Here is a 23508-nt window from a genome sequence, read left to right as displayed (position 1 = left end):
TCGGCTCACGGAGCCGTGATAGTCTCTGGTGCATGTCATTCAAATGTATTACATCTAGCTACGAATATGGAGGTCGCTATGGCTTCGAATGCCTTGGTCCAAACCCGCATCGATGCGGACGTGAAGGAAAAGGCCACTGCCGTTCTGGAAAATATGGGTCTCACGGTATCCGACGCCGTGCGGATCCTGCTGACGCGCACGGCCAATGAAGGAATGCTTCCGCTGGAGCTCGTGAGCAACAGCCAAGCTTACGATACCTGGTTTCGTGAGAAGGTGCGCCAGGCGCTGGCCGACACCCGGCCCGATATCGATGATTCCGAGGTGGAAACGCATTTCGCTCAACGTCGTGCCGCTGCGCTTCGAAAGGCACCGGAGCAGGAACGGTGAAACTAGTCTGGTCGCGCTTCGCGTTGTCCGATCGCGACGGTATTTTCAGCTACATCGAGGCCGAGAATCCTCGTGCCGCGGTTCATGTCGACGAACAGATTGCCAATGCCGCGCGGCGTCTGCTCGACTTTCCGGATAGCGGTCGGCCGGGGCGTGTCGCTGGGACGCGCGAGTTGGTCATTCCGCGTACATCTTATCTCGCGGCGTACCTGGTCGACGGCGATACCGTTCGCATCTTGCGCGTGCTCCATGGCGCGCAGATGTGGCCCGACGAACTTACCAACGACGATTGAGGCAGCTCTGTATCGTGCGACCAGCTGGGCGGGCAAGTTTCGATTTATTGCCTATATCGTAGGTTGGCTACGATAAGTACGATCAAACTAAATCTTCAAGCCTTCGTCTCGCGTGCAGCCGGACGAATAAAAGCCTTGGTCAGCGACTCGAGCGTGACCGGAGTTTTCGTACACCCTCGGTCGCTGACAACGGCCGCCGCGCTGTATTTCAACCGCGCGGCACTTGTGTTGGTGCCTTTTTCATCTGGACGAGACGGTCTTCCTGCCGAGCGTTCACAGCCGCACGGACCTTCGTCTCTACAGGAGGCCCCACGCCCGGTAGCGTCCCCGCCCGGTCGCCTCGCGCAGGCCGAGCTCGGCGACCAGGTTTTGGGCAGCACGGGGAGTGATCCCGAGTTCCGCTGCGATCATGCCCGCCGAGACGATCGGCCTCGTCAGCACGTAGTCGAGGAGAGCCGGCAGTTTTGAAGTGGCGCGACGGCCGGCGAGTTTTCGGGCGAGCAGGTTTCTGGTCATCAGCCAGCGGTCGTGATCCTTGCGGCCAGACTCGGCGGCGGCCGTCATGGCCTCGAGTTGCACGACCAAACGCGCTGCGGCGTCGCGTGGCCGCCGGCGCTCACGCGGAATGCTTTTCAGCCCAGCATGCAGGCACGGCAGATGCGATCGCGTTTTGCCGCGGTCCCTCAACAATGCCGCGGCGAGCAGGCGGCCGAGCCAAGGCGTGTGCTCGAGCGGTTCGATCTCACCCCAGGCGTCGGCGGCAATCGCCCCCGCCAGGGTTGGCGGCAAGCCGCGAGTCTGGTCGACCACATCGCGCCAGTGATCGAGGCGTTCTTCCTCATCCCAGTCGGGATCGTAGATGAGAGAATCCCGCTCCGGCCGAAACCGAGTCTCGTCGGCAAGCCTGCGCTCCGCCCTGGCGTTCGCTGCGTCGACCGCGTCGAAAGCGGCGGCCAGATGGGAATCGGTCTCGAGGACACCGAGGGGCAATTCGAGACCCACCTCCTCCCGCTCGGGGGCCTCGTCGATCTCAAACACTCCCTCACCTTCCTTCCGGTTGCTCGTCTCCTGCTCTCGCTCGCCCCGTCCGCGGAGGTTGGAGAGTCCCGGAGCCGACAGCGCCCAATCGGGCTTCGCCTCGGCGATGCGCCGACGGGCGCGCAGCACGGCATGGGCGCGGGTCAGCTCATGGGTGGGAGCGCGGACGTCCATGCCGGCGTCGTGGAGCACGAGGTCTTCCAGGTGGACAAGTTCGCCGTCCAGCCACAAACTGGCGCAGGCATCGGTGAAGTGTGTCCGGCTGATTGCGCCGTCGCGGATTGGGCTTTTGGCCAGCCGCTCGTCGAAGCGGGCCACGGCATCCTCGGCGGCGGCAAGCGGCCCGGCGAGCTGGGCCCAGGGCAGCGGATCGGGGATTTTGTAGGTGGGCAGCAAGGTCCTGATAACCTTAATGGGAACCAGCGAAACGGAAGCTAACACGGCTTTCGCTTCCGTCATAGCGATGTCGGTTCGGGACCGTCCCAGCGAGCTCTGGCAACTTCAAGGCGGGCGCGCCGCCGGCGCCAAACCACCGACAAGATGCGCTGGTCAGTCCCCTGCCCTCTTCCGGACGCCTTCGGGCGCCGCCTGCGCTGAGAGTCCTCGTCGGTCAGGTCGGCTGGCCGCACTGCCGCGGTCACGGCTATCGGCCTGACTACCCCGCGTCGGTTCGGTAGCTTCGTCGCGAATCAGCGTTCATTACTTCTGCCACGCTCCGTACTGCTCCGATAGTAGCGCTTGTCAGGCCACCTCGATATCGGTCTGCAGAAAATCGGCGCCCTTGAACATCAGCGGTTCACCGAGATGGCGGGCGCAGGCGTAGGCGAAACAGTCCCCGAAATTGAGCCGCGCCGGGTGTCGGCCCTTGCCGAAGCGGTCGAAGGCGTCGAGCGCGATGCGGGCTGTTTCGGGCGCAACGTTCACCAATTTGATCTCCATCAGCGCGAGATAGCTCTCGACCGCTTCGGCCGCCGCGGCGATCGGCAGATCAAGCACGCGGGCGATGGCAATCGCTGCCTCCCACACCGCCAGCGGCGAGGTCAGCCGGGTTGTGCTTTGCTGCACGCGCGCCAGCAACTCGCGCGCCTCGTCTTCGTCGGTCAACATCGCGGTTAGCGCCGAAGCGTCGATGAACATCAGGAATCCTCGTACAGACTGTCGCGGAACGCCTTGTCGGCAGGCTTGCCGCTCTGCGGATTGCCCTTTGCCTTCAAATCGCGACAAAACTGGACGCCCAGGTCGACTAAGGACGGCTTGCCCTGCTCGCGCTCGAGTTCATGGGCGAGTGCCGTGTGAACGGCCTCGGTCAGTCCGATTTTCTTCAGCGCCGCGACCCTGCGGGCCAGCGCGTCGGTCTCCGGATTCTTGATATGGAAGGCCATGGGGCGCTCCTCTAGCGCGTATCGTGTATCCTTATATAACATTCCGGATACACCGCGAGAAGACTGGGGATTCTCGCCAAATCTGATGGAGAAGGTCGTAAAGCGCACGGAGGCCGTAGATTTCTATGGTTAGCGTTCTATGAATGCCACCCTCTGGCCTTCCAGGCGCTGCTTCCTATCAAGACCACACGCCCATCACCTCGACGGAACTCCGGCCGAAGACAACCTCGTCCCAGCTCCTGAACTCATCGGGGCGCGGATCGACGAGGACTGGAAGGACGCGCGTCGGCGACTCAAGGGCACAGTTTGTTGTCAGCTGACAACATCCGTTTCCTTGGTAGGCTAGCCTCTTGTTGTCAGCTGACAACAACGCTCCAGCGGCCGATTGCTACCTAGCACCGCAGCGTGAGGCGACTCTCCGCTCCCGATCGGCCTCATTCGGCGTCACGCAACTCCGCGAGATTGGATTGTAGATCCACCTTGCTGCATGTCGATGGAGTGCCGTTCCGACGCTGGATGCTGCGGATCAACTTCCTGACAGGCCGGATCGAGGCGTGAGCTCAGCCTGCTCTTCGGCTGGTTCTTCCCGACGGTCGACGGTCATGGCTCGACCCCGATGCCTGCCGTGATCACCCAAGGTCCGGCGGCGCCTCCGCCTGCCCGACTGCGAAGCCGCCATCCCGTTGGGGCGCGCTCGGACTTAAGGGGATGTTGTCAGCTGACAACAATCTGTGCGTCGTCCGCGATGGACGCCAGGCGTTGAGATTGGATCCGGCCCGGCGCGAGGTCGATCCGCCGCACGGCCGTGCCGGTTAAGGTGGTAGCCCGACTGCGCATTGTCATCCTTCGCCGCAACGGATCGCAGGTGCCCCGATGAGGAGGGCACTCCGCAGCGCCGGGGTTGGTCGGCCTTGCGGTTGGCGGTCGCCCGGTGTGGCCAAGCAGCGCAACAGCAACCGTGGATGACCCGGAATGTACTCGGTTGATTTGCTCGACGCCTGTTCATTCGACCGGCTGGCAGAGACCTCTGCTGTCGCGTGCCGCTCGCTCTGGCCCCGGGCGAGCGGCGGCCCAGCGAAATGCCGGACTGGCGCGTCGACCCACCGCGACAGCCCGGCGTACCGCTGGACCCGGCGAGCCAACGTCACAAACTTCCCGCCACTCGCCATCCAGCCCGGACGCTTCAAACGAGGCGGGGAGGGCGCCTTACGTGGGACCGCCCGTCCCGGCATCGGGGTTGGGTAGCTTGAGCGGATCCACCTTACATTGCGAGAACGTGATTCTCGGGGGGGGGGGGGACGACTGGCTGGGAAGCGGGGAATAGGGACGCTCGCCCGGGATAGATCAACCGCTCGTCAAGCGCCGGTGCGCGCTGACTTGGACCCCAGAAACGAGGGGTTTTGCTCCACATGGACGGAGGCGTCGGCGTACAATAACCAACAACGATCGGTGCAGCAGGTGGCGAGGTACAAAATGAAAGCTTGGGGACCCGCGCAGCCCAGCCGACTCAGGCTATAATCTATAATAGAGGCTCAGTCCACCGGCTGGAGCCGTTGTTGTCAGCTGACAACAGCAAGGCGATGCGCCCAAGAAGCCGCTTCCCGCAGTTCGGCACCCAATCGAGCGTTAAGAACTCGTTAACCCTTTATTTCTTGCTCAAATCATAGAATCGTGGCCATCTGTCAAGACGGAGATTAGGCGTCTGACGCGCAGAAACCGTCTTGAGAAAGCAAAATGGGTAGCTTAGCGGAAGATTCGGTTACGATGAGCGAGACTGCGTCTGCGCGGATCTCTCGGCATGCCGGCATTCTTTCCGGCCAGCTTCGCTCGCTCGCGAAGACGCTTTTCCCGCCTTCAGCGAGCAAATCTCTGCGCTCGTTTACCTCAGGGGAGGTCGCCCGAATTGCGGGCGTGTCCGATGGGTACCTTCGACAACTTTCTCTCGACGGACTTGGACCTGCCCCAACGACGGGAATCGGGGGACGGCGATCTTATACCCTGGCGCAGATTCACGAGTTGCGCGGGTATTTAGCCACCGCGCGGCCGCGCGAAGCATTGGAATTTCTCCCGCGTCGGCGCCCAGGCGACAAGCTTCAAATCATCACCGTCGCGAACTTCAAGGGCGGCTCCGCCAAGACGACGACGGCATTGTATCTCTCGCAATACCTCGCCCTCGCCGGCTTTAGGGTCCTCGCGATCGACCTCGATCCGCAAGCCTCGCTGTCAGCAATGTTCGGGTACCAGCCCGAGTTTGATATCGGGGCGAACGAAACCCTCTACGGCGCCATAAGGTATGATGAGCACCGGCGGCCAATGCGCGAGATCGTTCGGCCGACCTATTTTGACGGGATAGGTCTCGTTCCAGGCAATCTCGAACTTATGGAGTTCGAGCACACCACGCCTCGAGCAATGGTCGAGCGGCGTGAACGAGGACACGACTTGTTCTTTCGCCGCGTCGCCAGCGCCATCGACCAGGTCGCCGACGACTATGACGTCGTTGTCATCGACTGCCCACCCCAACTTGGTTACTTGACCATGGGCGCGCTAAACGCGGCGACCGCGATGCTCGTGACCATCCACCCTCAGATGGTCGATGTCGCATCCATGAGCCAATTTCTCCTCATGACCTCGGATCTCATGTCCGTCATCGAGGAAGCTGGCGGACGACTTGATCACGATTTCATCCGGTACGTCATCACGCGTCACGATCCCAATGACGTGCCCGAAGCGCAAATCGTGGCTCTCCTCCGGACCCTTTTTGGATCGGATGTGCTCCAGGCCACTGTGTGGAAATCGACCGCGATTGCCAATGCGGGTCTCACCAAGCAATCACTTTATGAGCTGGAGCGCGGCGCCGTAGGGCGGGGCGCCTACGACCGGGCATTGGAATCGGTCGACGCGGTCAATGCTGAAATCGCGCAACTTCTCAAGAAGGTGTGGGGTCGATGAGCAAACGTACTGACACCATCAAGAGCCTTTTCACGGCCCCGCAGTCACCTGCGTTGTCAGCTGACAACATGCCCGGTGCCTTGCCGCGGGTCTCCTCAGGCTCAGTCCGCTCGCTGAAAGACACTTTTTCCGGAGTCGAGAAAGAGAACGAGGAGCTGCGCGAAAGGATTGCCTCCGGGGCAATGATCCTTGAAATCGACCCCTCGCTTATCGATCCGTCTCCGCTAGCCGATCGGTTTCGCGATCAGGATGATAGCTCGTTCGAGGCACTTAAGCAGTCGATCGCACAGCGTGGTCAAGAGGTGCCCATTCTCGTTCGGGAGCATCCTGAAGCAAAAGGGCGCTACCAGAGTGCCTATGGTCATCGCCGCGTCCGCGCCACGCGCGAACTAGGCATTTCGGTCAAAGCGATCCTGCGAGCGCTGTCAGATGAAGCGCTCGTCGTGGCGCAAGGACTCGAGAACGCACCACGCGAAGATCTGAGTTTCATTGAGCGCGCCACCTTCGCGATGCATATCGAAGATGCCGGGCATAGCCGATCAGTCGTGCAGGATGCGTTGTCGATTGATCGAGCGGAGGCCTCGAAGCTTCTTGCCGTGGCCCGGTCAGTTCCCACCGAGGTTATTCAAGCAATCGGAAAGGCTCCGAAAGTTGGCCGCGGCCGCTGGCAGTCATTCGCCGACCTGGTTAAGGATGCCGCCGCGCTCAAACGTGTCAGAGCGGCGATCGCTGAACCGAAATTTGCAGAACGAGAAACCGACGCCCGGTTTCTTGCAGCATATACAGCGGCGAGCCGTGCATCCTCCGCGGGGACATCGAAGCCATCGGAAGAGAAGCCAGTCTTTTCCGCATCCGGCGACAAGATCGCGCACGTGCGTCACGCCGAGCGCGAATTGAAGCTTACCCTCGACAAGAATGTCTCGGCGACATTCGCGGCATTTCTTGTCGACCAACTCCCGGCGCTGTTCGACGCCTTTTCTAAGACGAGCAGCGGTCAGGAAAACACCGAGGCCTGACGGCCTCGTCCCGTAAACACGAACCAGGAGCAGACAAGGCAAAAGAAAAAGGCCCCCGAAACGGAGTTCCGGAAGCCCTCTCTTCAAGTTTGGCGACTGACAGAGAATCACTTTCGCGAATCGCAGTCAAGAGTTTCTACGCGATTTTATCGTCGTTTCGGCGAGCAGGTTTCCTTTGCCCAGCTGAGGCAAAGACATGCAGTCACACTCTCCAACGACGCCCTTCGGGCGGCGATCGTTGACGCTTGCCCATGTGGCAAGCCAAATGGTCGCAACCGAACGCCCTCCCGAAAAGATCGTCCACAAATGGAAGATCTTCCACGCCATCTGCACGGCCCGGCCGCGCCTTGGCGTATCGGAGCGCTCGCTCTCGGTGTTAAACGCGCTCCTGACCTTCCATCCTGAGACTGCGCTGACAGGAGAGGATGATCTGATCGTCTTCCCGTCGAACCATCAGCTCAGTCGGCGGGCGCATGGCATGCCGGCGTCGACGCTGCGGCGTCATCTTGCTGTCCTGGTCGACGCGGGACTGATCGTTCGGCGCGACAGCCCAAATGGCAAGCGCTATGCGCGGAAGGACGATGCCGGCGAAATCGAGCTCGCCTTCGGCTTCGATCTGTCACCGCTCGTTGTCCGCGCGGAAGAGTTCGAGAGCCTGGCTGCCGCTATCGATGCAGAAGCCCGCGCACTCAAGCTCGTGCGTGAGCGGATCACGCTGTGCCGGCGCGACATTGCGAAGATGATCGCAACGGGCATCGAGGAAGGTGTCCCGACGCGAAGGGCAGGGCAGGGGCCTGCGGATTGGCAGGAGGTGCATGCCGCCTTCCGCGCAATGGTCGCTCAGATTCCGCGCACCGCGACGCGCCAGGAGCTCGAGCCGATCGCCGACGAGCTGTCGCAACTTGCTGACGACGTGCTCAATCTTCTGGAAGCGCACATCAAATCCAAGAATCCGAGCGCCAATGAGTCCCATTCTGAGCGCCACATACAGAATTCAAATACCGATCCCTTAATTGATTTTGAACCTAGCCTCCGAGAAGGCAGGGCGGCGGGAGCTGAGCCTAAACCTCAACCGTCGCGAGTCGCCGAGGGTTCGTATCCGTTGGGAATGGTCCTCGGTGCATGCCCTGACATCGTCGACTATGCGAAGGGTGGCATTTCGAACTGGCGCGATTTCCTCGCCACCGCGGCCGTTGTGAGATCAATGCTGGGGATCAGCCCGAGCGCCTGGGAGGAGGCGCAAACCGTCCTGGGTGAAACGCAAGCGGCGGTCGTCGTCGCCTGCATCCTGCAGCGTGGCACGACCATCAGATCAGCCGGCGGCTACTTGCGCGGGCTGACGCGGAAAGCGGAGGTCGGAGAGTTTTCTCTTGGGCCGATCCTGATGTCGCAGATCAACTCCCAGCGCCACGAAAAGCGACGGGCGTGAGCCATGGGTGGACCCAGCTGGCTTGGCTTCCAGCCGCGTAGCGATGTCGTTCGCTGCGCGAGGCGATGTTGCCTTATCCGATCCCGCCGAAGAGGGCGTCCAGGTGCTCGTTTCACGATAACGCGCGCCAGCGTCAAATCTGCGATCACCGTCCCGAAGCCAGGACCGACGCCGTCGATGCCGATCGTGCGCTTCGCTCAGGGCACTGCGGTGTCAGCGGCCAGGTCTTTCTGCATCGCTCCTGCGCGCCGCTGGACGAGGCTGATCCGCTCGACGGATGCTGACCGTGGCCGGCTCGATCTATGGCCGAACGAGTGCGAAAACGGTGTGACGTCTGGCCCCGGGCGTGGCTTGATCGCCCCATTCGGCGGCACGGCGCTTCGAGGCGCGCTTGGCCTCGCCGGCGCAAACCTCCGGAGCCATCGACCGCGATGCTCCGGCCGGATCGTGGACCCTGTTGGCCTCATCGAAGATCCGAGCATCGATGCAGCAGACGCAGGATGTCCGGCCATACCAAGTTCGTCGGCAGGTGTTTGTCGACCTTGCGGCGGCGGACTCCGACTCGCATCTGCTCCCCCGGACCCTTTGCGCGGGGATATGCGGTCTTCAGCCGGCCTCGTCAGGGCAATCGGATCTTGTCGCCCGTGCTCGTGACCGCGCGATGTGATGTTGCCGAGGGCTGTCTTCATTCCAACAGTTTTCACGACGGGCAGCCCATCTGCGTCCTCGATTACGGCTGGTCTGACCGAAGGACGGTCCCGCTGCGCGGGCCCTCGATCTTGTCCCCGCAACGGCCGTCCTCGACTTTCTTCCCCTGGCGCTGCGCGCCATTCCTCGCGAGGCAAGAAAGTCGCTGCCGGCCGCCCTCCACTTCGTTTCGGCCCTTCAGGTGCAGGTCGATCGCCTCCGGTCTCACGACCGCCATCGAGGTCGCGATGGGCGCGGCCCAGAAAACCAAGGGAATGAGACAATGGCTACCATCGGCACCTTCACCTCCACGGGCAATGGCTTCTCCGGCGCGATCAAGACGCTCAACCTCAACGTCAAGGCCAAGCTGATCCGCGTCGAAAATCCTTCCGACAAGGGACCGCACTTCCGCATCTACTCGGGTAACGTCGAGCTGGGTGCGGCCTGGCAGAAGACCGCCAAGGACACCGAGCGCGACTACCTCTCCGTCAAGCTGGACGATCCGAGCTTCCCCGCTCCGATCTACGCCACCCTGACCGAGGTCGAAGGTGCGGAAGGCCTCCAACTGATCTGGTCCCGTCCGAACCGGGACTGAGCCTCCCAGGAGGGCTCCGCCGCGAGGCGGGGCCTTCTTCCCTTCGAACGGAGAGAAGCTCATGACAGTTGACGTTATCGAGGAACTGCGCGCCGAGCTGCGCGACTGCCTGTTCAGCCCCGCGGAGCGCAAGACGCTCGAAGCGCAACTCGCCAAGCTGATCCGGAACGCAACCAGCCAACCACGTCCGGCGACGCATCGCCCGCCGATCAGCGGTTTTCAACCGCCGGAGCATAGCCCCGGCGTCGCTTTGTTCGCTCGAGCCGGTCAAACGCCTCGCCGGCTCTCGCGCTGTCTTCGAAGGTTTGCATCATCGTCTGACCGCTCGTGCCGATGCGGCCCCAGTTGCGGACTACCGCTACGCCGCCGAACAGGGTTGGCTGCAAGGACAGCAGGTAGAACCGCCTCATATTGCGGGCTGCGTCGACACGACGAAGATGGACAGGATCCGGCGGAAGCTGAGGCATGCAGCGATTGTCGCGTCATCTGGAATCTGTGTCCAATTGGATTGTTGAATCGAACAAGGGTGATCGATTCATTTTCCTGATAGGTCGATTGCAGGTGCACGCGCGATCCCTCGATGGGGGCAGTTGTAGCGGCGTCGACGACGAGCATGAGCCATCTGGCGTGCCGGCCCGGCCAGATTCAGCTCCCATTCTGCCGTCGCGGACTCTGCTTGGTCGCCAAGGGTAGTACCTTGGAACCACCTTCGCGTTGTAGTAGAAAGCGCCGTGGTTGAGGTGGAAGATATGGGTCGGGCGCTCAGGATTTTCGGTGTCGTCGTCGGCCTTTTGGCGCTGACGATCGTGGGGTTAGGCGCCTGGATCGTCATCGCCCGCCAAGACGTCTTGCAGCTCGTTACCGCGGGTACGGCGAAGACCGTCTGCTCGAATGTCTTCATGGCCGGACGCGAGGTGGACGCGATCGTGCAAGCCGACCTGCTGGCCCTCGGCTATCAGATCTTTCATCTGGTGAAGGTCGACGTCAGCCCCGCTGAACACCGCGTCGATGCCGCCCTTCTCGGGTTCATCGCCAAACGTCACGCCCAATATGTCGAGGGCCGGGGTTGCACTAACGTCATGGACGACCAGTCTTGGAAGCGCCCCGCGGCACAGCCGCTTCCGCCCAGGGCGAGCGCGGATGCGCTCTGGCCCGCCGGCGAGAAGGTGGAGGTGTCCGAGAATACCCGCTTGCAAGCGGCGGTGAACGATCCGGCCCTGCAAGGGCCGGGCATGCGCGCCATCGTCGTCGTACATGACGGGCGTATCATCGCCGAAACTTATGGCGAGGGATTTGGCGCGACAACGCCGCTGCACGGCTGGTCGATGACCAAGAGCGTCACCGCGGCTCTGGTTGGCATGGCCATCAAGGATGGAAAACTGTCGCTCGAGCAGAAGCATCTATTTCCGCAATGGGCCGGAGACGGACGCGCGGAGATCTCGATCGCCGATCTGATGGCCATGACCGCCGGGCTGAAATGGAGCGAAGCCGAGGGTCGCATCACCGATCCCGGGCGCATGGAATTTCTGGTGCGGGATGCCGCAGCTTTCGCGCGGGGCCTTCCGCTCGACACGCCGCCAGGAACGCGATTCAACTATTCCGGCGCCCAGACCGTCCTGCTGACGCGGCTCTGGCAGGACGCGGTCGGCGAGGGCGCTCCCTCCTATCCGCGCGAGCGGTTGTTCAATCCGTTGGGCATGACCAGCGCCGTGCTCGAGGCTGACGAGGTCGGCACGTTTCGCGGCGAAGGTTTTCTTTTCGCCACCGCGCATGATTGGGCGCGGTTCGGCGAATTCCTGCGATTGGGCGGCAATTGGAACGGCCAGCAGCTTCTGCCGGCGGGCTTCGTCGACTATATGCGCTCACCATCTCCCGTGTCCGACGAGGGCCACGGGCCGGTCTACGGCCGCGGACAGATCTGGCTGGCCAAGGGCCTGGGCTATGATCTTCCCGCCGACACCTTCATGATGGAAGGGCATCTCCGCCAGGTGATCGCCATCATCCCCTCGCGCAAGCTGGTGATCCTGCGCATGGGGATGACGCGCGAGGATATCGGCTTCAGCAACGCAAAACTGCTGCGTGCGATCGTGGCGGCAACCCGTTAGCTCGCGCTGACGGACTGTGTTGCATTCAGCGTCTGCCTGAAATGAAGGCTTTTCCGGCACCTGCAACGCCGCAAAAACGGTCACACAGAACGGCATTCTTGCAACGTCGTCATGGGGAATAGTAGGCCTGACATGCGGACATGGACCAATGTCGTTGCAGCCGTGTGTGCCGTGATCTTCAGCCCCGTCAGAGCCGAGCCTGCATCGGTCTGCGGCATTCCGCATGATTCGAGCTCCTCCAGCTTCTTCTCGATCCGGTCGATGACCTAACGCGTCATCTCCTCGGCGCCGGGCCACTGCGCCTGGATCACCATGGTCTTGATGGTGAAGTTGGGATGCTCCTGACGCTCCAGCTGAAGATAGGCAAACAGGCCGGCTGCCATGAAGGCAACCATGAAAAACTGCCCAAGGCCTTTGACGCGATGCCGAACGAAGCGCGGAGCAAGGCACAGTTCGAGCAATGGTGGGATCGTCCCTACGGCCTCACCCGTCCGGATGGTCGCATCGAGGTTCGGCGCCTGAACGGCCGAGCCTGGGTCTCGGCATTGCGGATGACTACGATGCTGCCTGCGCATTGGCCGAAGCCAAGCAGGCCGAATGGCTGCGGTTCCGCGAGCAGCCGCGTACCTGTCTTGACGAAGGCCAGGTGATGGTGGTCCGGCAGCCGCAGCGGCCCGACGAGGAGATGCTTGAACTCGCTTCGTTCGCGACGGCGGAGGCGGCGACCGAGTACCTGCGCGCCAATTTCCCAGAACCGTCTTCCTCGCGATAACCGCTCCGAGGGCATCGGGCGAGCCCCTTCGGGGACGGCTCTACTCGCGCCGCCAACGCGGCGCTCCCGGAGTCCGCGCGCGGTCTCCGCGCATGCGCGTGACGATCCTCTCGCGGGCCGTGGACACATCTTTCGATCCTCATTCAAGTCCCTGAGCCTGTTTCCGGTAGAACCTGTTTTCACCGACACACGCCTGCATGTCGGCGCGTCGGAACCAGATGGCGTGACCGCATCGCAGCGGCGGATTGCCGGCCGTGAAGATGATCTGTTCGTCGGTTCGCATGCGCAGCACTTCGTGCGGCATGATCAGCGGGCGGCGGGCGAGTTGCTTCGATCGTGTCCGCGACGAAGCCGACATTTGCGAGGGCTGGCTGAGCTGATCGACCTCCACGGTCGTATCGCCACAGCGCTTCGAGATATAGTCCGCTGTCTCGGAATCGTTGATCGCCAAGAACGAGATCCAGGACGCCGCTTTCGAACCATTTGCTCGTCGCATCGCGGTCGCCAGAGGCTTCGCGCATCCGATCAACTGGTAGAGCATCAGCAGGTTGATGCTGTATTTGCGCCCGAGAGCACCGCGCGGTTCTTACCGTCGTCCAGGTTTGGTGGGCGTCGGCTCCGTCTCGTCTTCCCACACTATACGAGATTGCGAGGTGGCGCTGCCTCAGAACGTGTTGGTTTGAACCAACACGGTTAGCGGCACACGCATTTGGTTTTCGCTGTCTTGCTTCAACTCCGGTGTGCGCCTGCCCAACCGATGCGAACTCATTTCGACTGAGCGCCTCGTTCCTAGTGGCTGCCCCCTGACTCTTCTGGCAGGGGATTTTTTGCCTGGCTTTCAAGATTCTGCCGCGTGCTGGTTCGCAGTGGGCGTTGGTTCAAACCAACACCCAGGATGAAGAGGCCGGTCAAATCAGGATCGAGCCGGTAGGCGAGGCACGGTCTGGAGGAACATGGATGAAGCGGGCGCAGATGGTTGCACCAAGGTCGACCCGGTGAACACGATCGTCATCAACAACCAAAAGGGCGGCGTCGGCAAGACCACGCTTGCCGTGCATCTGGCCTGGTTCATGGCGGAAGCGGGCCGCCGGGTTCTGATGATCGATGTTGATGCGCAGGGCAACGCGACCGACACGCTCAAGCACCATACAGGGTCGATTTCTGCGGCCGACCTCTTCAAGCCGGCCGCCCGGGTTGTCGCTGCGGAAAACAACGGCATCACACTGGCGCCGGCCGACAGCTCATTGACGGATATCGATCGCGGTAATGCTGCAGCTGTCATGACCCTGCAGCAGAATCTCACTGAGGCCGCCGACCGGTTCGATGTTTGTGTGATCGATACCCCGCCATCGCTTGGCCTTCGTAGCGTCGCCTGCTTGGTCGCCGCCTCGCATGTGTTGGCACCGATTTACCTGGAAGATTATTCTGTAAAGGGCGTCAAAGCCCTGATGCAGACCGTGATCGGGGTGCAACGACGCTACGGTCGCCAGGACACGCAATTCCTCGGCCTGCTGCCGTCGAACTTCAACACTAAATCGCCGCGTCAACGAACGCACTTGGAGCAGTTGTTGCGCGAAGCCGGCAAGTACGTGTTCCCGGGCCAGATTGTTGCACGGGACGGCTATGCCGAAGCCGTAGCTGAACGGGTGCCGGTGTGGAGCTTGAAGCGTCGCTCCGCGCAAGAAGCCGGTCGGGAAATCCGCGCGGTTCTCGCCAAGATCGTAGAACGGCTCGATCAGGAGACGACGAATGACGCTTGATCTCAGCTTCAAGGAGCTCGTCGACGTCGCTGCAAACTCTGGTGGCGCAACCGGACGGCCTCTTTTGGTCGCGATTGACTGCATTGACGAGGATCCCGATCAACCACGCCGCAGCTTCAGCGAACAGGAATTGGAGGAGCTCTCCCAATCCATTGCCGAACATGGCGTGCTGCAACCCATCGTGCTTCGCCGGTCGAATGAGGGTGGACGCTACGTCATCGCCATGGGCGCGCGCCGTTACCGCGCCGCGCAGCGCGCGGGGTTGCGTGAAATACCCGCGTTCATTCAAGACCTCGGTCTGCCAGACCGATACGCTCAGATGATCGAGAATATCCAGCGTGATGATCTGCGCGCGCCTGAGATCGCGACGTTCATCGCAGACCGATTGGACGCCGGCGATACCCAGGCGGAGATCTCGCGCAAGCTGGGCAAGCCAAAAGACTGGGTGTCGCGCTACGCCTCGGTCCAAAGCATGCCAGAATTCCTTCGGGCGCGACTTGAGGGCAGTTCGATCCGTGCGCTTTATGAACTCTATCAGGCCTGGCGCACGTACCCCGACGAGATCGAACGGCGATGCGCGACGCAGGACAGCTTTACCGACGCACAGGCTCGACAGCTGGCCCGGGACGTTCGCGGGCAGGGTGGCCGCGCCAATCCCCGGAACGAATTACCGGTTGGGTACCCTCGATCCGAAAACTCCGATCCCCTCCCGGAAGCACTTCTCCCGCGGAACACTGTGAACGACCGCGAAGCGGCAACGGAGGTTCAGCCAAAAACTCGCGTCGTTGCGCAATCGAGGTCGGCAGCATCTCTGGCAATCCGGGTTCGGTATCAGGATCGGACCGGGCAGCTTGTTGTCGATCGGCTCGCGACGCAAGGCTCCCGTCACGCTGTGGTGTTGGTCGACGGCGCGGACCACGAAGAAGAAGTTCCAGCATCGGCGCTTACAATCGAGGAGATCCTGTCGAGATGAACTCGTTCGACACTTTCGCTGCCGCGGCGGCAGACCATCGGTGTGCGCCGGCGGAGCGACTTTCCCATCCGAAGGATGGCGCGTTAGCGCAGCAGCCGAAGGCCGAACGCGCTCCCCACAGCGCCGTAGAGAGGCCGCAGGCTGCTGGAAAGTCGCGGTCGACAGTGCCGGTGTTAGTTAGAGCCTTCGTCTCCTCGGTTGCCGGCGGATCGGTATTCGCGATGCCTACTCCGCCAAGCGAGCGCCGCGAGCGGAGTTCGGCACAGAGGGCAGGGGCCCTCGATCGCCTTACAGTGGCGAGCGCTGAATGCAGAGAGCGTTGGTTTGAACCAACATCGAGGGACAAGTTTTTTTGCTTTCTAGTGCAGGATAGGCTTCGCGCCAGCGATGTATTACTTCGCGATTGGGATTGGAGAGCATGGCTCTGATCTCGCTTCGCGTCTCCGACGAAGTCGCGGCGGAGTTCTCAGTTCTTGCAGCTACCCAAGGCGGGAAATCCGCGCTGCTGCGGCGTCTCATTGCTGATGCACTCGCTGCGCCGGCGCCGCGCATCGTGGCGATGCCGGTCGGACGGCCGGAAAAGGTGACGGTGCGGTTTCGCGAGAGCGAGATGCGGCAGCTCGCGGAAGTGTCACATCAGCGTGGCATGACCCGAACCGGCTGGATCGTTGCACTAGTGCGCTCGCGACTGGGGTCACCAGTACCGCATTCCCCGGATGAGCATGACGCCCTTCGGGCGATCGTTCGCGAGCTCAACCGGATCGGCGGCAACATCAACCAGATCGCGCGTGCCGCAAACACCAGTGTGCTGCAGGGCAGGGCGGTTGAGCCCGATCTATCCGCAATTCAAGATGCCAAATCGGTTATCGAAAGAGAGCTCGCGCAATTGCGCAGTGCGCTGCACACCAACGCGGATTATTGGGATGGAAGGCCATGACCCGGCGCTCGCCGCGGCCGACCGACCTGGCCTCCGAACTTCCGCCGATCTCGTATGTCTGGGAAACGCCCAATCGGCGCCCGCGACGGGCCGAGTGGGATATCCCGGATCCGGCCGCTCCTGGCCGCCTTACGCCGGCGATGCGTGCAAAGCTCGAACGCATCGTCCGTCGAGCACCAGAGGTGATGGTCAAGATTACCGGTCGGACCAAGAGCGTGGCGCATCTCAAGTCGCACCTCGAATACATCACGCGAAATGGCGAGCTCGATGCGGAAACAGAGCAGGGCGCGACGCTAGCGGGTCGTTTAGGGTTGAAAGATCTGCAGCAACGCTGGGAGGATGATGCCGGTCTCGACGATAAGCGCCGCCGCGATGGGTCGCTCTCGGTCAACATCATTCTGTCGATGCCGGCTGGTACCGATGCTGTCGCCGTCAAGGATTCAGCTCGGGCATTTGCCGTCGAGACGTTCGGCTATAATCACGACTACGTTTTCGTCCAGCACCTCGACGACAAACATCCCCACGTGCACTTGACGGTTCGGTCGCGGGGCCACGACGGCAAGCGCCTCAACCCCCGCAAGGCGGATCTTCAGGCCTGGCGGGAGCGGTTCGCCGGCGAACTCCGGCTTCGCGGGATCGCGGCGGAGGCAACGCCTCGACGAACCCGCGGACGGGTTCGAAAAGCCGATCGCGGGGCGGTCCTCGCTATGCGCAAGCGAAAGATCACGCCCGATGTCGACCGGCTCGCCCGGAAGGAGGTACTGTCGGAGGTGAGGGGCAGGGTTGCCAAACACCCTTGGGACGAACAGATCAAGTCACGTCAAGACGCGATCCGGCAGCGTTATCTCGACTATGCCGCCGAGCTACAGCGCTCCGGAGTGGCAGCAGACCACGAGTTGGCTCGCCAAGTTCGGCAATTCGTTAACGACATGCCTGCTGTCGAAACCCGACGTCATGCGCTGAAGAGAGAGCTTTCGGAGCTTACCAATACGCGGCGGCGCGGCGCGGAGCAGGGCGTCAGTAAAGAGGGGCGCGACAAAACACGAGGCGATGAGCCGACCAGATAGGCGAGCGCGGGAATCATAAAAAGTGGGGACGGAGGGCGAGTTCCTCTCCGCCAAGAAAACGTCAGTTAAAGCAATTTAAATGGCGCGGCCGCACCTGCTTGAATCCTTGCGGCCGTGCTGTAGCGAGTTTTCGCAGCGTTTGAACTCGGATTGTAATCTAATCCTCGGAACGGCTGCGACCTTAGCGAGTTCGGATTCACTGCATCGCGCCTAGATGGCCATCAGCGGCTTTTGCCGTTCCGCTCTGATCAGTCGCGGCAAGGCAGCATAAGATCCTTAGCCCTCTCAAGGCTGAAACAGGGGTTCGATTCCCCTAGGGAGCGCCAGCAATTTCAATGACTTAGATCCGTTCTGAAGAAGTCGTCGAATATCCGTTGAATAAACGTCGGCGAACAATTGCGAACTCCGTCACGCTAATCAGTTGGCGCAGCCGCAGCTTATTCTCGCTTCCATCGCCGGCTAAAGTTCAGTGCCTTCGACACTCTGAGAGCGCGATCCGCTCGCACACGCGGAAATACCTCCTTCACAGTTCGAACGGCAGCGACCTCCACAACGATATGCAATTCGTCTCCGCAGCGGAAGGGTTGCCCCGCGTGCATTCCATGTTGGTGCCAGGGCGGCACGCCCTTTTCGGGTTCTTAGACGATCTGGGTCGTGATCTCTTGATAGATGTCGCGACGGGGTTTGCGGTCGGTGTTCGTCATGGTTGCCCCTTCAAGACACGGTGCGTTGATGAAGACGCGTTTCCTCGGCATAGGCGTGAAAGAAACTTGTCCGCGTGAAGTGGATGTCGCGTTCGATGCGCAACCCTCCGTGGCCGGTGATCGACTCGATCTCGCGGATGCTGACGTTGCTGAGTTCGGGGAAGCCCTTTCATCCCGAGGAGATCACTGAGCTTTATCTCGGTGCGGCCATGACGGATGCCGACAAGCAGGAGATCATCGCCACGGCTAAGGCGCTCAACCCGGAGATTGCGGTGTTTCAGGCCAAGCAGGACCAGGAAGGGCGGATCAGCTTCGACCGGGTCTGACGGCGCTTCGAAAGGGGAGTACCGGACCGTGCAGGACGAGGTCTCGAGCGCGCGACGAGGGCGGTGGGCCGGAATTTCCCTCCTGCGTAAAGCGCTTCGACAGAAAATGTATTGAACTGCGACATCCGTCTAAAGTATTGATATATTGGGATTTATTTTCGTCAGATTGTAAGTGGTATCAAGCTCGCCGCATTCTTTTCTAGGACGACTTCCGTTTTTTTCTGTGTTGGAACGCTCTCCTTGAGAGGCAGTGTTCAACAGCGAGGTATATCGCGCGATGGCGAAACAAGGCGAGGATACGCCGCCTCCAGATCCGGGTGATCTGGACGGCTGGAGGAAGGTGGCTGAGTCCGGCCGGGTCGCGCGGTTTTCCCCCGAATCTCTGGTGGCGGCGCTGCAAGACCTTGGGCCGGGTCTCGACGCCGCGGTCCGGAATCCGATCGCGCAGCATTTGAACCTCATGCTGATGCGGTGGCTGCGGCGTTATATCGGCCAGAACCATCCGGCCGGCGGCGAGGATGTGATCCTCCGCACCCACTACGATATCTTCGTCGCAATGCTGGACAAGAAGTCCGCCGATGGAAAGGCGCTGCGCGTCGAGTTTTGGGCGCGCGTGTCGTTCCGGGCGAAGGACGCGATTGCCAAGGAATATCGCGACAGCCGGATTCCGCTGACGCACGAGCCGAAGAAGAAGAGAACAGCCAACGAAGACGAGGTGCCGCTTGACGAAGAGAAAGCGGCCGAGGTCCGGCAGCTCGTTGGACCGAGCGAGCAGGACGAAGAAGCGGAGGATGTAAGCGGGTTTGTAGGCGACGACCCCGTATCGAACACGGGCCACCCCGGTGCCGCCTTGCTCGAAGGGCTGACGCATTTCGAAGAGACCATGGACGTCGAGCGGGTCCTCGCTCATATCAAGGACTTGGATTGGCGCAAGCGCCTCGCATTTCGGCTGCATATGGAGAAAGTCCCGGCCGGGTCAACGAAGGGTTACTCGATCGCTAAGGCCGTCGGGCGCAGCTCGAAGACCGTCGAAAAATGGATCAAGGAGATTCAGGACATCCTCAAGCAAACGAGGGAGGTCCAGGAACTGACAGGCAAGAAGGTGGGAGAGAGATCATGAACGAAAGTGCGAAAAGGGAAGAACGGGATGCCATCCTGATCGCCTTTCATCGGGAGTGCGAGAGGCCGACCACGGAGCAGATCATCGCTTGGGTTGAGCGGTACCCGGACTACGCCGAGGATATCCGGGCTCATGCGGCGGTAAGCCTCGATTGGGCGGCGCGCGAGACGGACGCAGAAGTTGAGGTCAGCCAGTCCTTGCTTGACCGCGGCTTCAGTAATGCGTTGAACGCCTTTTACGGCGCCGAACAGAGGGCAAAGGCCGAGGCAAATGTTAAGTCGTTTCAGGACTTGGCGGCGGCGCGCAACATCGATGTCGTTCAGATGGCGCGCGAGATGGACATCGCACGCGGTGTTTTGGCGGCGTTGTTTAACGGGCTGATGTTGCCGCCCATCAGACAGCGGCTCGTTGAGCATGTCTGCCGTCTGCTTGCGATAACGCGCGATGCCTTTGATGCGGCGCTGGCACTTGTCCTGAGCCAGCCAAGGTTTGGTCACGCCAAGGCGAGCGCGGCGCCAACCGTTCGTGCCCGGCACTGCGATGATATAATCCGGGACAGTCCAATGACCCCGGAGCGACAGCGATATTGGCTGGAAGAGGATTGATTCTTGGACGCCTGGATCGACATACGGCGCAAGGCGCGCGAATGCCATGCGAAGGCATTGAAAGAGACGAACGGTGACCGCCGGGCGGGCAAAATCATTGCCGCTGCACTGAAACTCGATGATCTTGAGGTCGAGGGACATGACTTCGAGCCCGGTGTGCTGGGCGCGCTGGATCGCGCATTCCGTCTGGTCAAGGTCAAGAAGGGCCTTGATGAGGCAGAAAAGCTTGTGGTGATCGCACACGAGATCGGTCATTTCCATCTGCACCGCGATCCCCACAACGAAGTGACCGCGCGGTCGCACGGTTTGGGTGGTGATCCAGTGGATAGCGGCGCGGGCAAAGTCGAAGGCTATTCCCCGCACGAGCGCAAGGAAGTGCAAGCCGATATCTTCGCGGGCGAGCTCGTTTGCCCCGGTGACTGGTTGCGCGAGGAATTTGTTAGGAAGAACCGGCGGCCCAAGGCGATTGCAAGAGAACTCGGCGTGCCGGTATCGCTGGTGCTGAACCAGATGGTGCGCGCGGTTTTGCTTCCGCCGGTCGGACCCGCTCCGGAAGTTGCGCCGGCCGTGGTACACGATCTCGATGCCAGCCAGCAAGCAGCCGTCGTATGGAGCGGTGGGCCGCTCCTCGTAGAAGCAGGCCCCGGTACCGGCAAGACGCGTACCCTTGTCCGCCGGGTTCAGCACAAGCTAGAGAAAGAGCCGAACCCGGCCTCGTTTCTGGCGCTGACCTTCTCCCGCAAGGCATCGGAAGAGATGCGCGAACGTATTGCTGGGATGAATCCCGATGCTTCTATCGAAATGTGGGTCGGGACGTTTCACCAGTTCGGGCTGGAACTGGTAACGAAGTGGCCATTGCGGTTTGGGCGCACCAGCAATGTGCGGACGCTGGATCAGACGGGCCAGCTTGAATTGCTGGAAGCCAATCTTGAAAAGTTGCCGCTCAAGCATTTTCAGAACCTCTATGAACCGGCCTACGAACTCGTGCCGGTGCTTCGTGTTATTTCGCGCTGCAAAGATGAATTGATCTCACCCGATCAGTACGAAGCGGCCGCGGAGGCGTTCAAGTGTACAGCGCGCACCGAAGAGGAGCATGAAGATGCCGACCGCGCACTTGAGGTTGCGGCGATTTATCGCATTTATCAAGATGAGCTGAAGAACGCTGATGCCGTTGATTTCGGCGATCTGGTCGCGATGGCGGCTGAACTCGTAAAGGAGCATCCCGAAGTCCAGGCCTACGTTGCTGGCTTCAGACACATTCTTGTCGATGAGTTTCAGGACGTCAACTTCGCGAGCGCCGAGCTCCTCCGCGCATTGACCAAGTCGGGCGTAGACGTCTGGGTGGTTGCCGATCCGCGTCAGTCGATTTACCGCTTCCGCGGCGCCGAGCCATCGAACGTGTCGACGTTCGAGGCAACCTTCGGTGGCAAGCGTCAAGCGCTGGCCAACAACTATCGTTCGCTTGCGCCGATCGTGAACGCCTTCGCCCGCTTTTCGGGTTCGATGGGCGGTGGTGCTATGAGAGGGGCCTGGACGGCTACCCGCGGTGGTGGTGGTGCAGTGACCATGACATCAGCCCCAACACTCTCCGCTGAAGGCGAGGCAATCCGTAGCAGGATCGAGGAGTTGCGGAAAGCAGGCATTCCCTATGCCGATCAGGCAATCCTTGCGCGTTCGCACCTTAGTCTCGGACGCATTACGGGCATTCTGGAGCAGCTCGGCGTCCCTCTTCTTTATCTTGGTGACTTGTTTGAGCGCGCAGAGGTCCGCGATTTGCTGTCGCTGGTCAGCATCGATGCTGAGCGCGGGGGAATCGGTCTCGTCCGTGTTGCAGGCCTTCCTGACTATGGCGTTGCCAGGGCAGACGCCCTGGCGGTCATCGCCTGGTCGCGGGAGAATAAAGAATCGATCTTCGAGTCACTGAAGCGTACAGACGAGATTGAGGGACTCTCGGAAGAAAGCCGAAACGGCTTGAAGCTTCTGGGGAGCGAACTCGATGGGCTCCAGCACGCCTCGCCGTGGTTGCTTCTAACGACATGGCTATTCGAGCGGAGTAACTACCTCCACCGGCTGCTTGGAGGCCAACCTGCGATCGCCCAGCAACAACTGATCGCGATCTATCAGTTGTTGAAGGTGTGCGGGGAGTATGCCGCAACGAACGAGACCAATCGTAAGCGATTTCTCGATCGCATACGGCGGATCGAGGCGTTGAATGAGGATACGGCGTATCGTGCGATATCATCGGAAGCCTCGGAGATTGATGCGGTGCGGGTGATGACCATCCACGGCAGCAAGGGGCTTGAATTCCGCGCGGTGCATCTTGCGGTCGTCGCGACGGGTTACATGCCGAGCCCCCGACGTGGTGCGCGTATCGAACCTCCGCCGACGCTTCAGCGGCTGGCGGTTCAGCCGAGCGGACACGAGGCGGAGGAGGAGTGTTTGTTTTTTGTCGCGCTCTCCCGCGCGCGGGATGCGTTGTCGTTGACGCGGGCCGAGCGTTACACGGCAAGCCGGGGAGCGAAGCCTTCAAAGTTTCTCGACACGCTGAACGGCTTCGTATCGACCCGGACCTTTGCGGGCTCTGGCAAATACTATGGCGCTGAACGCGAGCGTACGCCGGTTGAGGCGAAGGACGCCTACGCGGAGCGTGAACTCGAAATCTATGTGCAGTGCCCCGCACGGTATCGGAACGAATTCATCGACGGATTACGTGGTGGCCGAGATGAATCTGCGTACATCCGGTTTCATCGCTGTGTGTACATAACGGTCGGCTGGCTGGAACAGCAGCACGAAAGCGGAAACCCCGTGACGGTGGCCGGCGCGCTGCAGCATTTGGACGAGGTATGGGCTGAAGAAGGCCCGGTCGGTCATGCCTTCGAGAAGTTCCATCGGCGCAACGGCGAGGACATGGTGCGCAAGATGGCCGAGACGATCGCCGCAGAGAAAGGTACCTATGCGCGCGGTGAGTGGTCGATCCCGGTCGGCAAGCGGCGCGTGCTCATCACGCCGGACCGGGTCTTCATCAATCCCGATGGATCGGTTCGGGTCCAGCGTATCCGCACCGGCAAGAAGACGAAGTCGGAGGCGGACAAGCGCATCTACGCATTGCTGCGCAAAGGCGCCGCTCAGGAGTTCCGCGGACGGCGGGTGTCTGTCGAAGCCTTTTATCTCGCGACCGGCGAAGTGACGCCGGTACCTGCTAGGAACGACGACAAGCTTCTTGCCGAGTATGCCGATGCGATCGCTGGTATCGAGCGCGGCGAGTTTCACGCGGTGCCCGAGGCGCGGCGCTGCCCGAACTGTCCCAGCTACTTCATCTGCACGGGCGCCTAAGGCGATTTCCGTTTTTTTGAGTGTCGCGAC

The 23508-nt window shown here is 61.3% G+C and carries 22 protein-coding genes, 1 tRNA gene and 1 pseudogene; 17 read left to right on the top strand and 7 right to left on the bottom strand.

Annotated elements, in window-relative coordinates; genetic code table 11:
- Nucleotides 1–78 precede the first annotated feature (78 nt).
- Together P6U28_RS39975 and P6U28_RS39970 are read left to right on the top strand one after the other, a co-directional pair.
- On the top strand, nt 79–387 hold the full coding sequence (locus P6U28_RS39975) for a type II toxin-antitoxin system RelB/DinJ family antitoxin (protein ID WP_375865716.1): 309 nt from the start codon (nt 79–81) through the stop codon (nt 385–387).
- Entirely contained in the window at nt 384–680 is a 297-nt protein-coding gene (locus P6U28_RS39970) for a type II toxin-antitoxin system RelE/ParE family toxin (protein ID WP_407123459.1), read from the top strand. The genes P6U28_RS39975 and P6U28_RS39970 overlap by 4 nt, the downstream gene beginning before the upstream one ends.
- A gap of 297 nt (nt 681–977) precedes the next feature.
- Here P6U28_RS39970 and P6U28_RS39965 read toward each other — a convergent pair whose 3' ends face one another.
- The 3 genes from P6U28_RS39965 to P6U28_RS39955 form a co-directional block, all read right to left on the bottom strand.
- Entirely contained in the window at nt 978–2177 is a 1200-nt protein-coding gene (locus P6U28_RS39965) for an RHE_PE00001 family protein (protein ID WP_407123458.1), read from the bottom strand.
- Nucleotides 2178–2459: 282 nt separating this feature from the next.
- A complete protein-coding gene (locus P6U28_RS39960; protein ID WP_407123457.1) occupies nt 2460–2855 on the bottom strand; it encodes a type II toxin-antitoxin system VapC family toxin in 396 nt (131 codons plus the stop codon).
- Nucleotides 2855–3100, bottom strand: a complete 246-nt coding sequence (locus P6U28_RS39955) for a type II toxin-antitoxin system VapB family antitoxin (protein WP_061880551.1) — start codon at nt 3098–3100, stop codon at nt 2855–2857. The genes P6U28_RS39960 and P6U28_RS39955 overlap by 1 nt, the downstream gene beginning before the upstream one ends.
- 1734 nt (nt 3101–4834) lie before the next feature.
- Between P6U28_RS39955 and repA the strand changes: the two genes are divergently transcribed.
- The 4 genes from repA to P6U28_RS39935 all read left to right on the top strand — a co-directional run bounded on the left by repA (nt 4835) and on the right by P6U28_RS39935 (nt 9776).
- A complete protein-coding gene (repA, locus tag P6U28_RS39950; protein WP_407123456.1) occupies nt 4835–6049 on the top strand; it encodes a plasmid partitioning protein RepA in 1215 nt (404 codons plus the stop codon).
- On the top strand, nt 6046–7065 hold the full coding sequence (repB, locus tag P6U28_RS39945; RefSeq protein WP_407123455.1) for a plasmid partitioning protein RepB: 1020 nt from the start codon (nt 6046–6048) through the stop codon (nt 7063–7065). Before repA ends, repB begins: the two co-directional genes overlap by 4 nt.
- Nucleotides 7066–7261: 196 nt before the next feature.
- A complete protein-coding gene (repC, locus tag P6U28_RS39940; protein ID WP_407123454.1) occupies nt 7262–8494 on the top strand; it encodes a plasmid replication protein RepC in 1233 nt (410 codons plus the stop codon).
- A 970-nt stretch (nt 8495–9464) separates the two neighbouring features.
- Nucleotides 9465–9776 (top strand): DUF736 domain-containing protein, encoded by a 312-nt coding sequence (locus P6U28_RS39935; RefSeq protein WP_018273795.1) that lies wholly within the window; start codon nt 9465–9467, stop codon nt 9774–9776.
- Nucleotides 9777–9985: 209 nt separating this feature from the next.
- On the opposite strand, the gene P6U28_RS39930 is transcribed toward P6U28_RS39935, so the two are convergent.
- On the bottom strand, nt 9986–10243 hold the full coding sequence (locus tag P6U28_RS39930) for a WGR domain-containing protein (protein WP_407123453.1): 258 nt from the start codon (nt 10241–10243) through the stop codon (nt 9986–9988).
- 264 nt (nt 10244–10507) lie between these two features.
- Between P6U28_RS39930 and P6U28_RS39925 the strand changes: the two genes are divergently transcribed.
- Nucleotides 10508–11881 carry a serine hydrolase domain-containing protein gene (locus P6U28_RS39925; RefSeq protein WP_407123452.1) on the top strand — a complete coding sequence of 458 codons (1374 nt, stop codon included), beginning with the start codon at nt 10508–10510 and terminating at the stop codon, nt 11879–11881.
- A 266-nt stretch (nt 11882–12147) separates the two neighbouring features.
- On the opposite strand, the gene P6U28_RS39920 is transcribed toward P6U28_RS39925, so the two are convergent.
- Nucleotides 12148–12276 carry a hypothetical protein gene (locus P6U28_RS39920; RefSeq protein WP_407123521.1) on the bottom strand — a complete coding sequence of 43 codons (129 nt, stop codon included), beginning with the start codon at nt 12274–12276 and terminating at the stop codon, nt 12148–12150.
- A gap of 179 nt (nt 12277–12455) precedes the next feature.
- On the opposite strand from P6U28_RS39920, the gene P6U28_RS39915 reads away from it, so the two are divergent.
- On the top strand, nt 12456–12653 hold the full coding sequence (locus P6U28_RS39915; protein WP_407123451.1) for a hypothetical protein: 198 nt from the start codon (nt 12456–12458) through the stop codon (nt 12651–12653).
- A 139-nt stretch (nt 12654–12792) separates the two neighbouring features.
- Here P6U28_RS39915 and P6U28_RS39910 read toward each other — a convergent pair.
- Nucleotides 12793–13215: pseudogene (locus tag P6U28_RS39910) on the bottom strand (type IV secretory system conjugative DNA transfer family protein); the annotation flags it as partial.
- A 391-nt stretch (nt 13216–13606) separates the two neighbouring features.
- Here P6U28_RS39910 and P6U28_RS39905 point away from each other — a divergent pair.
- The 5 genes from P6U28_RS39905 (at nt 13607) to P6U28_RS39885 (ending at nt 17716) form a co-directional block, all read left to right on the top strand.
- Nucleotides 13607–14413 carry a ParA family protein gene (locus P6U28_RS39905; RefSeq protein WP_407123450.1) on the top strand — a complete coding sequence of 269 codons (807 nt, stop codon included), beginning with the start codon at nt 13607–13609 and terminating at the stop codon, nt 14411–14413.
- Nucleotides 14403–15386: a ParB/RepB/Spo0J family partition protein gene (locus tag P6U28_RS39900; protein ID WP_407123449.1), complete on the top strand. Its 984-nt coding sequence runs from the start codon at nt 14403–14405 to the stop codon at nt 15384–15386. The genes P6U28_RS39905 and P6U28_RS39900 overlap by 11 nt, the downstream gene beginning before the upstream one ends.
- A 418-nt stretch (nt 15387–15804) precedes the next feature.
- Complete coding sequence (locus tag P6U28_RS39895) at nt 15805–16323, top strand: plasmid mobilization protein (protein ID WP_407123448.1); 519 nt, start codon at nt 15805–15807, stop codon at nt 16321–16323.
- Nucleotides 16320–17390 (top strand): relaxase/mobilization nuclease domain-containing protein, encoded by a 1071-nt coding sequence (locus P6U28_RS39890; RefSeq protein WP_407123447.1) that lies wholly within the window; start codon nt 16320–16322, stop codon nt 17388–17390. The genes P6U28_RS39895 and P6U28_RS39890 overlap by 4 nt, the downstream gene beginning before the upstream one ends.
- A gap of 241 nt (nt 17391–17631) precedes the next feature.
- Nucleotides 17632–17716: transfer RNA gene (locus P6U28_RS39885), tRNA-Glu, on the top strand.
- Nucleotides 17717–18104: 388 nt separating this feature from the next.
- Here the strand turns inward: P6U28_RS39885 and P6U28_RS39880 are convergent.
- Entirely contained in the window at nt 18105–18215 is a 111-nt protein-coding gene (locus P6U28_RS39880) for a hypothetical protein (RefSeq protein ID WP_407123504.1), read from the bottom strand.
- Here P6U28_RS39880 and P6U28_RS39875 point away from each other — a divergent pair.
- From P6U28_RS39875 to P6U28_RS39860, 4 genes are all read left to right on the top strand, one after another.
- Nucleotides 18190–18420, top strand: coding sequence for a hypothetical protein (locus P6U28_RS39875; RefSeq protein ID WP_407123446.1), 231 nt, complete (start codon nt 18190–18192; stop codon nt 18418–18420). The genes P6U28_RS39880 and P6U28_RS39875 overlap by 26 nt on opposite strands.
- A gap of 250 nt (nt 18421–18670) precedes the next feature.
- Nucleotides 18671–19540 (top strand): hypothetical protein, encoded by an 870-nt coding sequence (locus P6U28_RS39870; RefSeq protein WP_407123445.1) that lies wholly within the window; start codon nt 18671–18673, stop codon nt 19538–19540.
- Nucleotides 19537–20145, top strand: a complete 609-nt coding sequence (locus tag P6U28_RS39865; protein WP_407123444.1) for a hypothetical protein — start codon at nt 19537–19539, stop codon at nt 20143–20145. The genes P6U28_RS39870 and P6U28_RS39865 overlap by 4 nt, the downstream gene beginning before the upstream one ends.
- A gap of 3 nt (nt 20146–20148) precedes the next feature.
- Nucleotides 20149–23478: a UvrD-helicase domain-containing protein gene (locus P6U28_RS39860; RefSeq protein ID WP_407123443.1), complete on the top strand. Its 3330-nt coding sequence runs from the start codon at nt 20149–20151 to the stop codon at nt 23476–23478.
- The last annotated feature ends 30 nt before the right edge of the window (nt 23479–23508 follow it).

Source organism: Bradyrhizobium sp. STM 3561 (assembly GCF_045571455.1).
GTDB classification, from domain to species: Bacteria; Pseudomonadota; Alphaproteobacteria; order Rhizobiales; family Xanthobacteraceae; genus Bradyrhizobium; species Bradyrhizobium vignae.
Note: the sequence above shows the minus strand (reverse complement) of the source record. Positions and strands in the feature narration are given on the sequence as shown.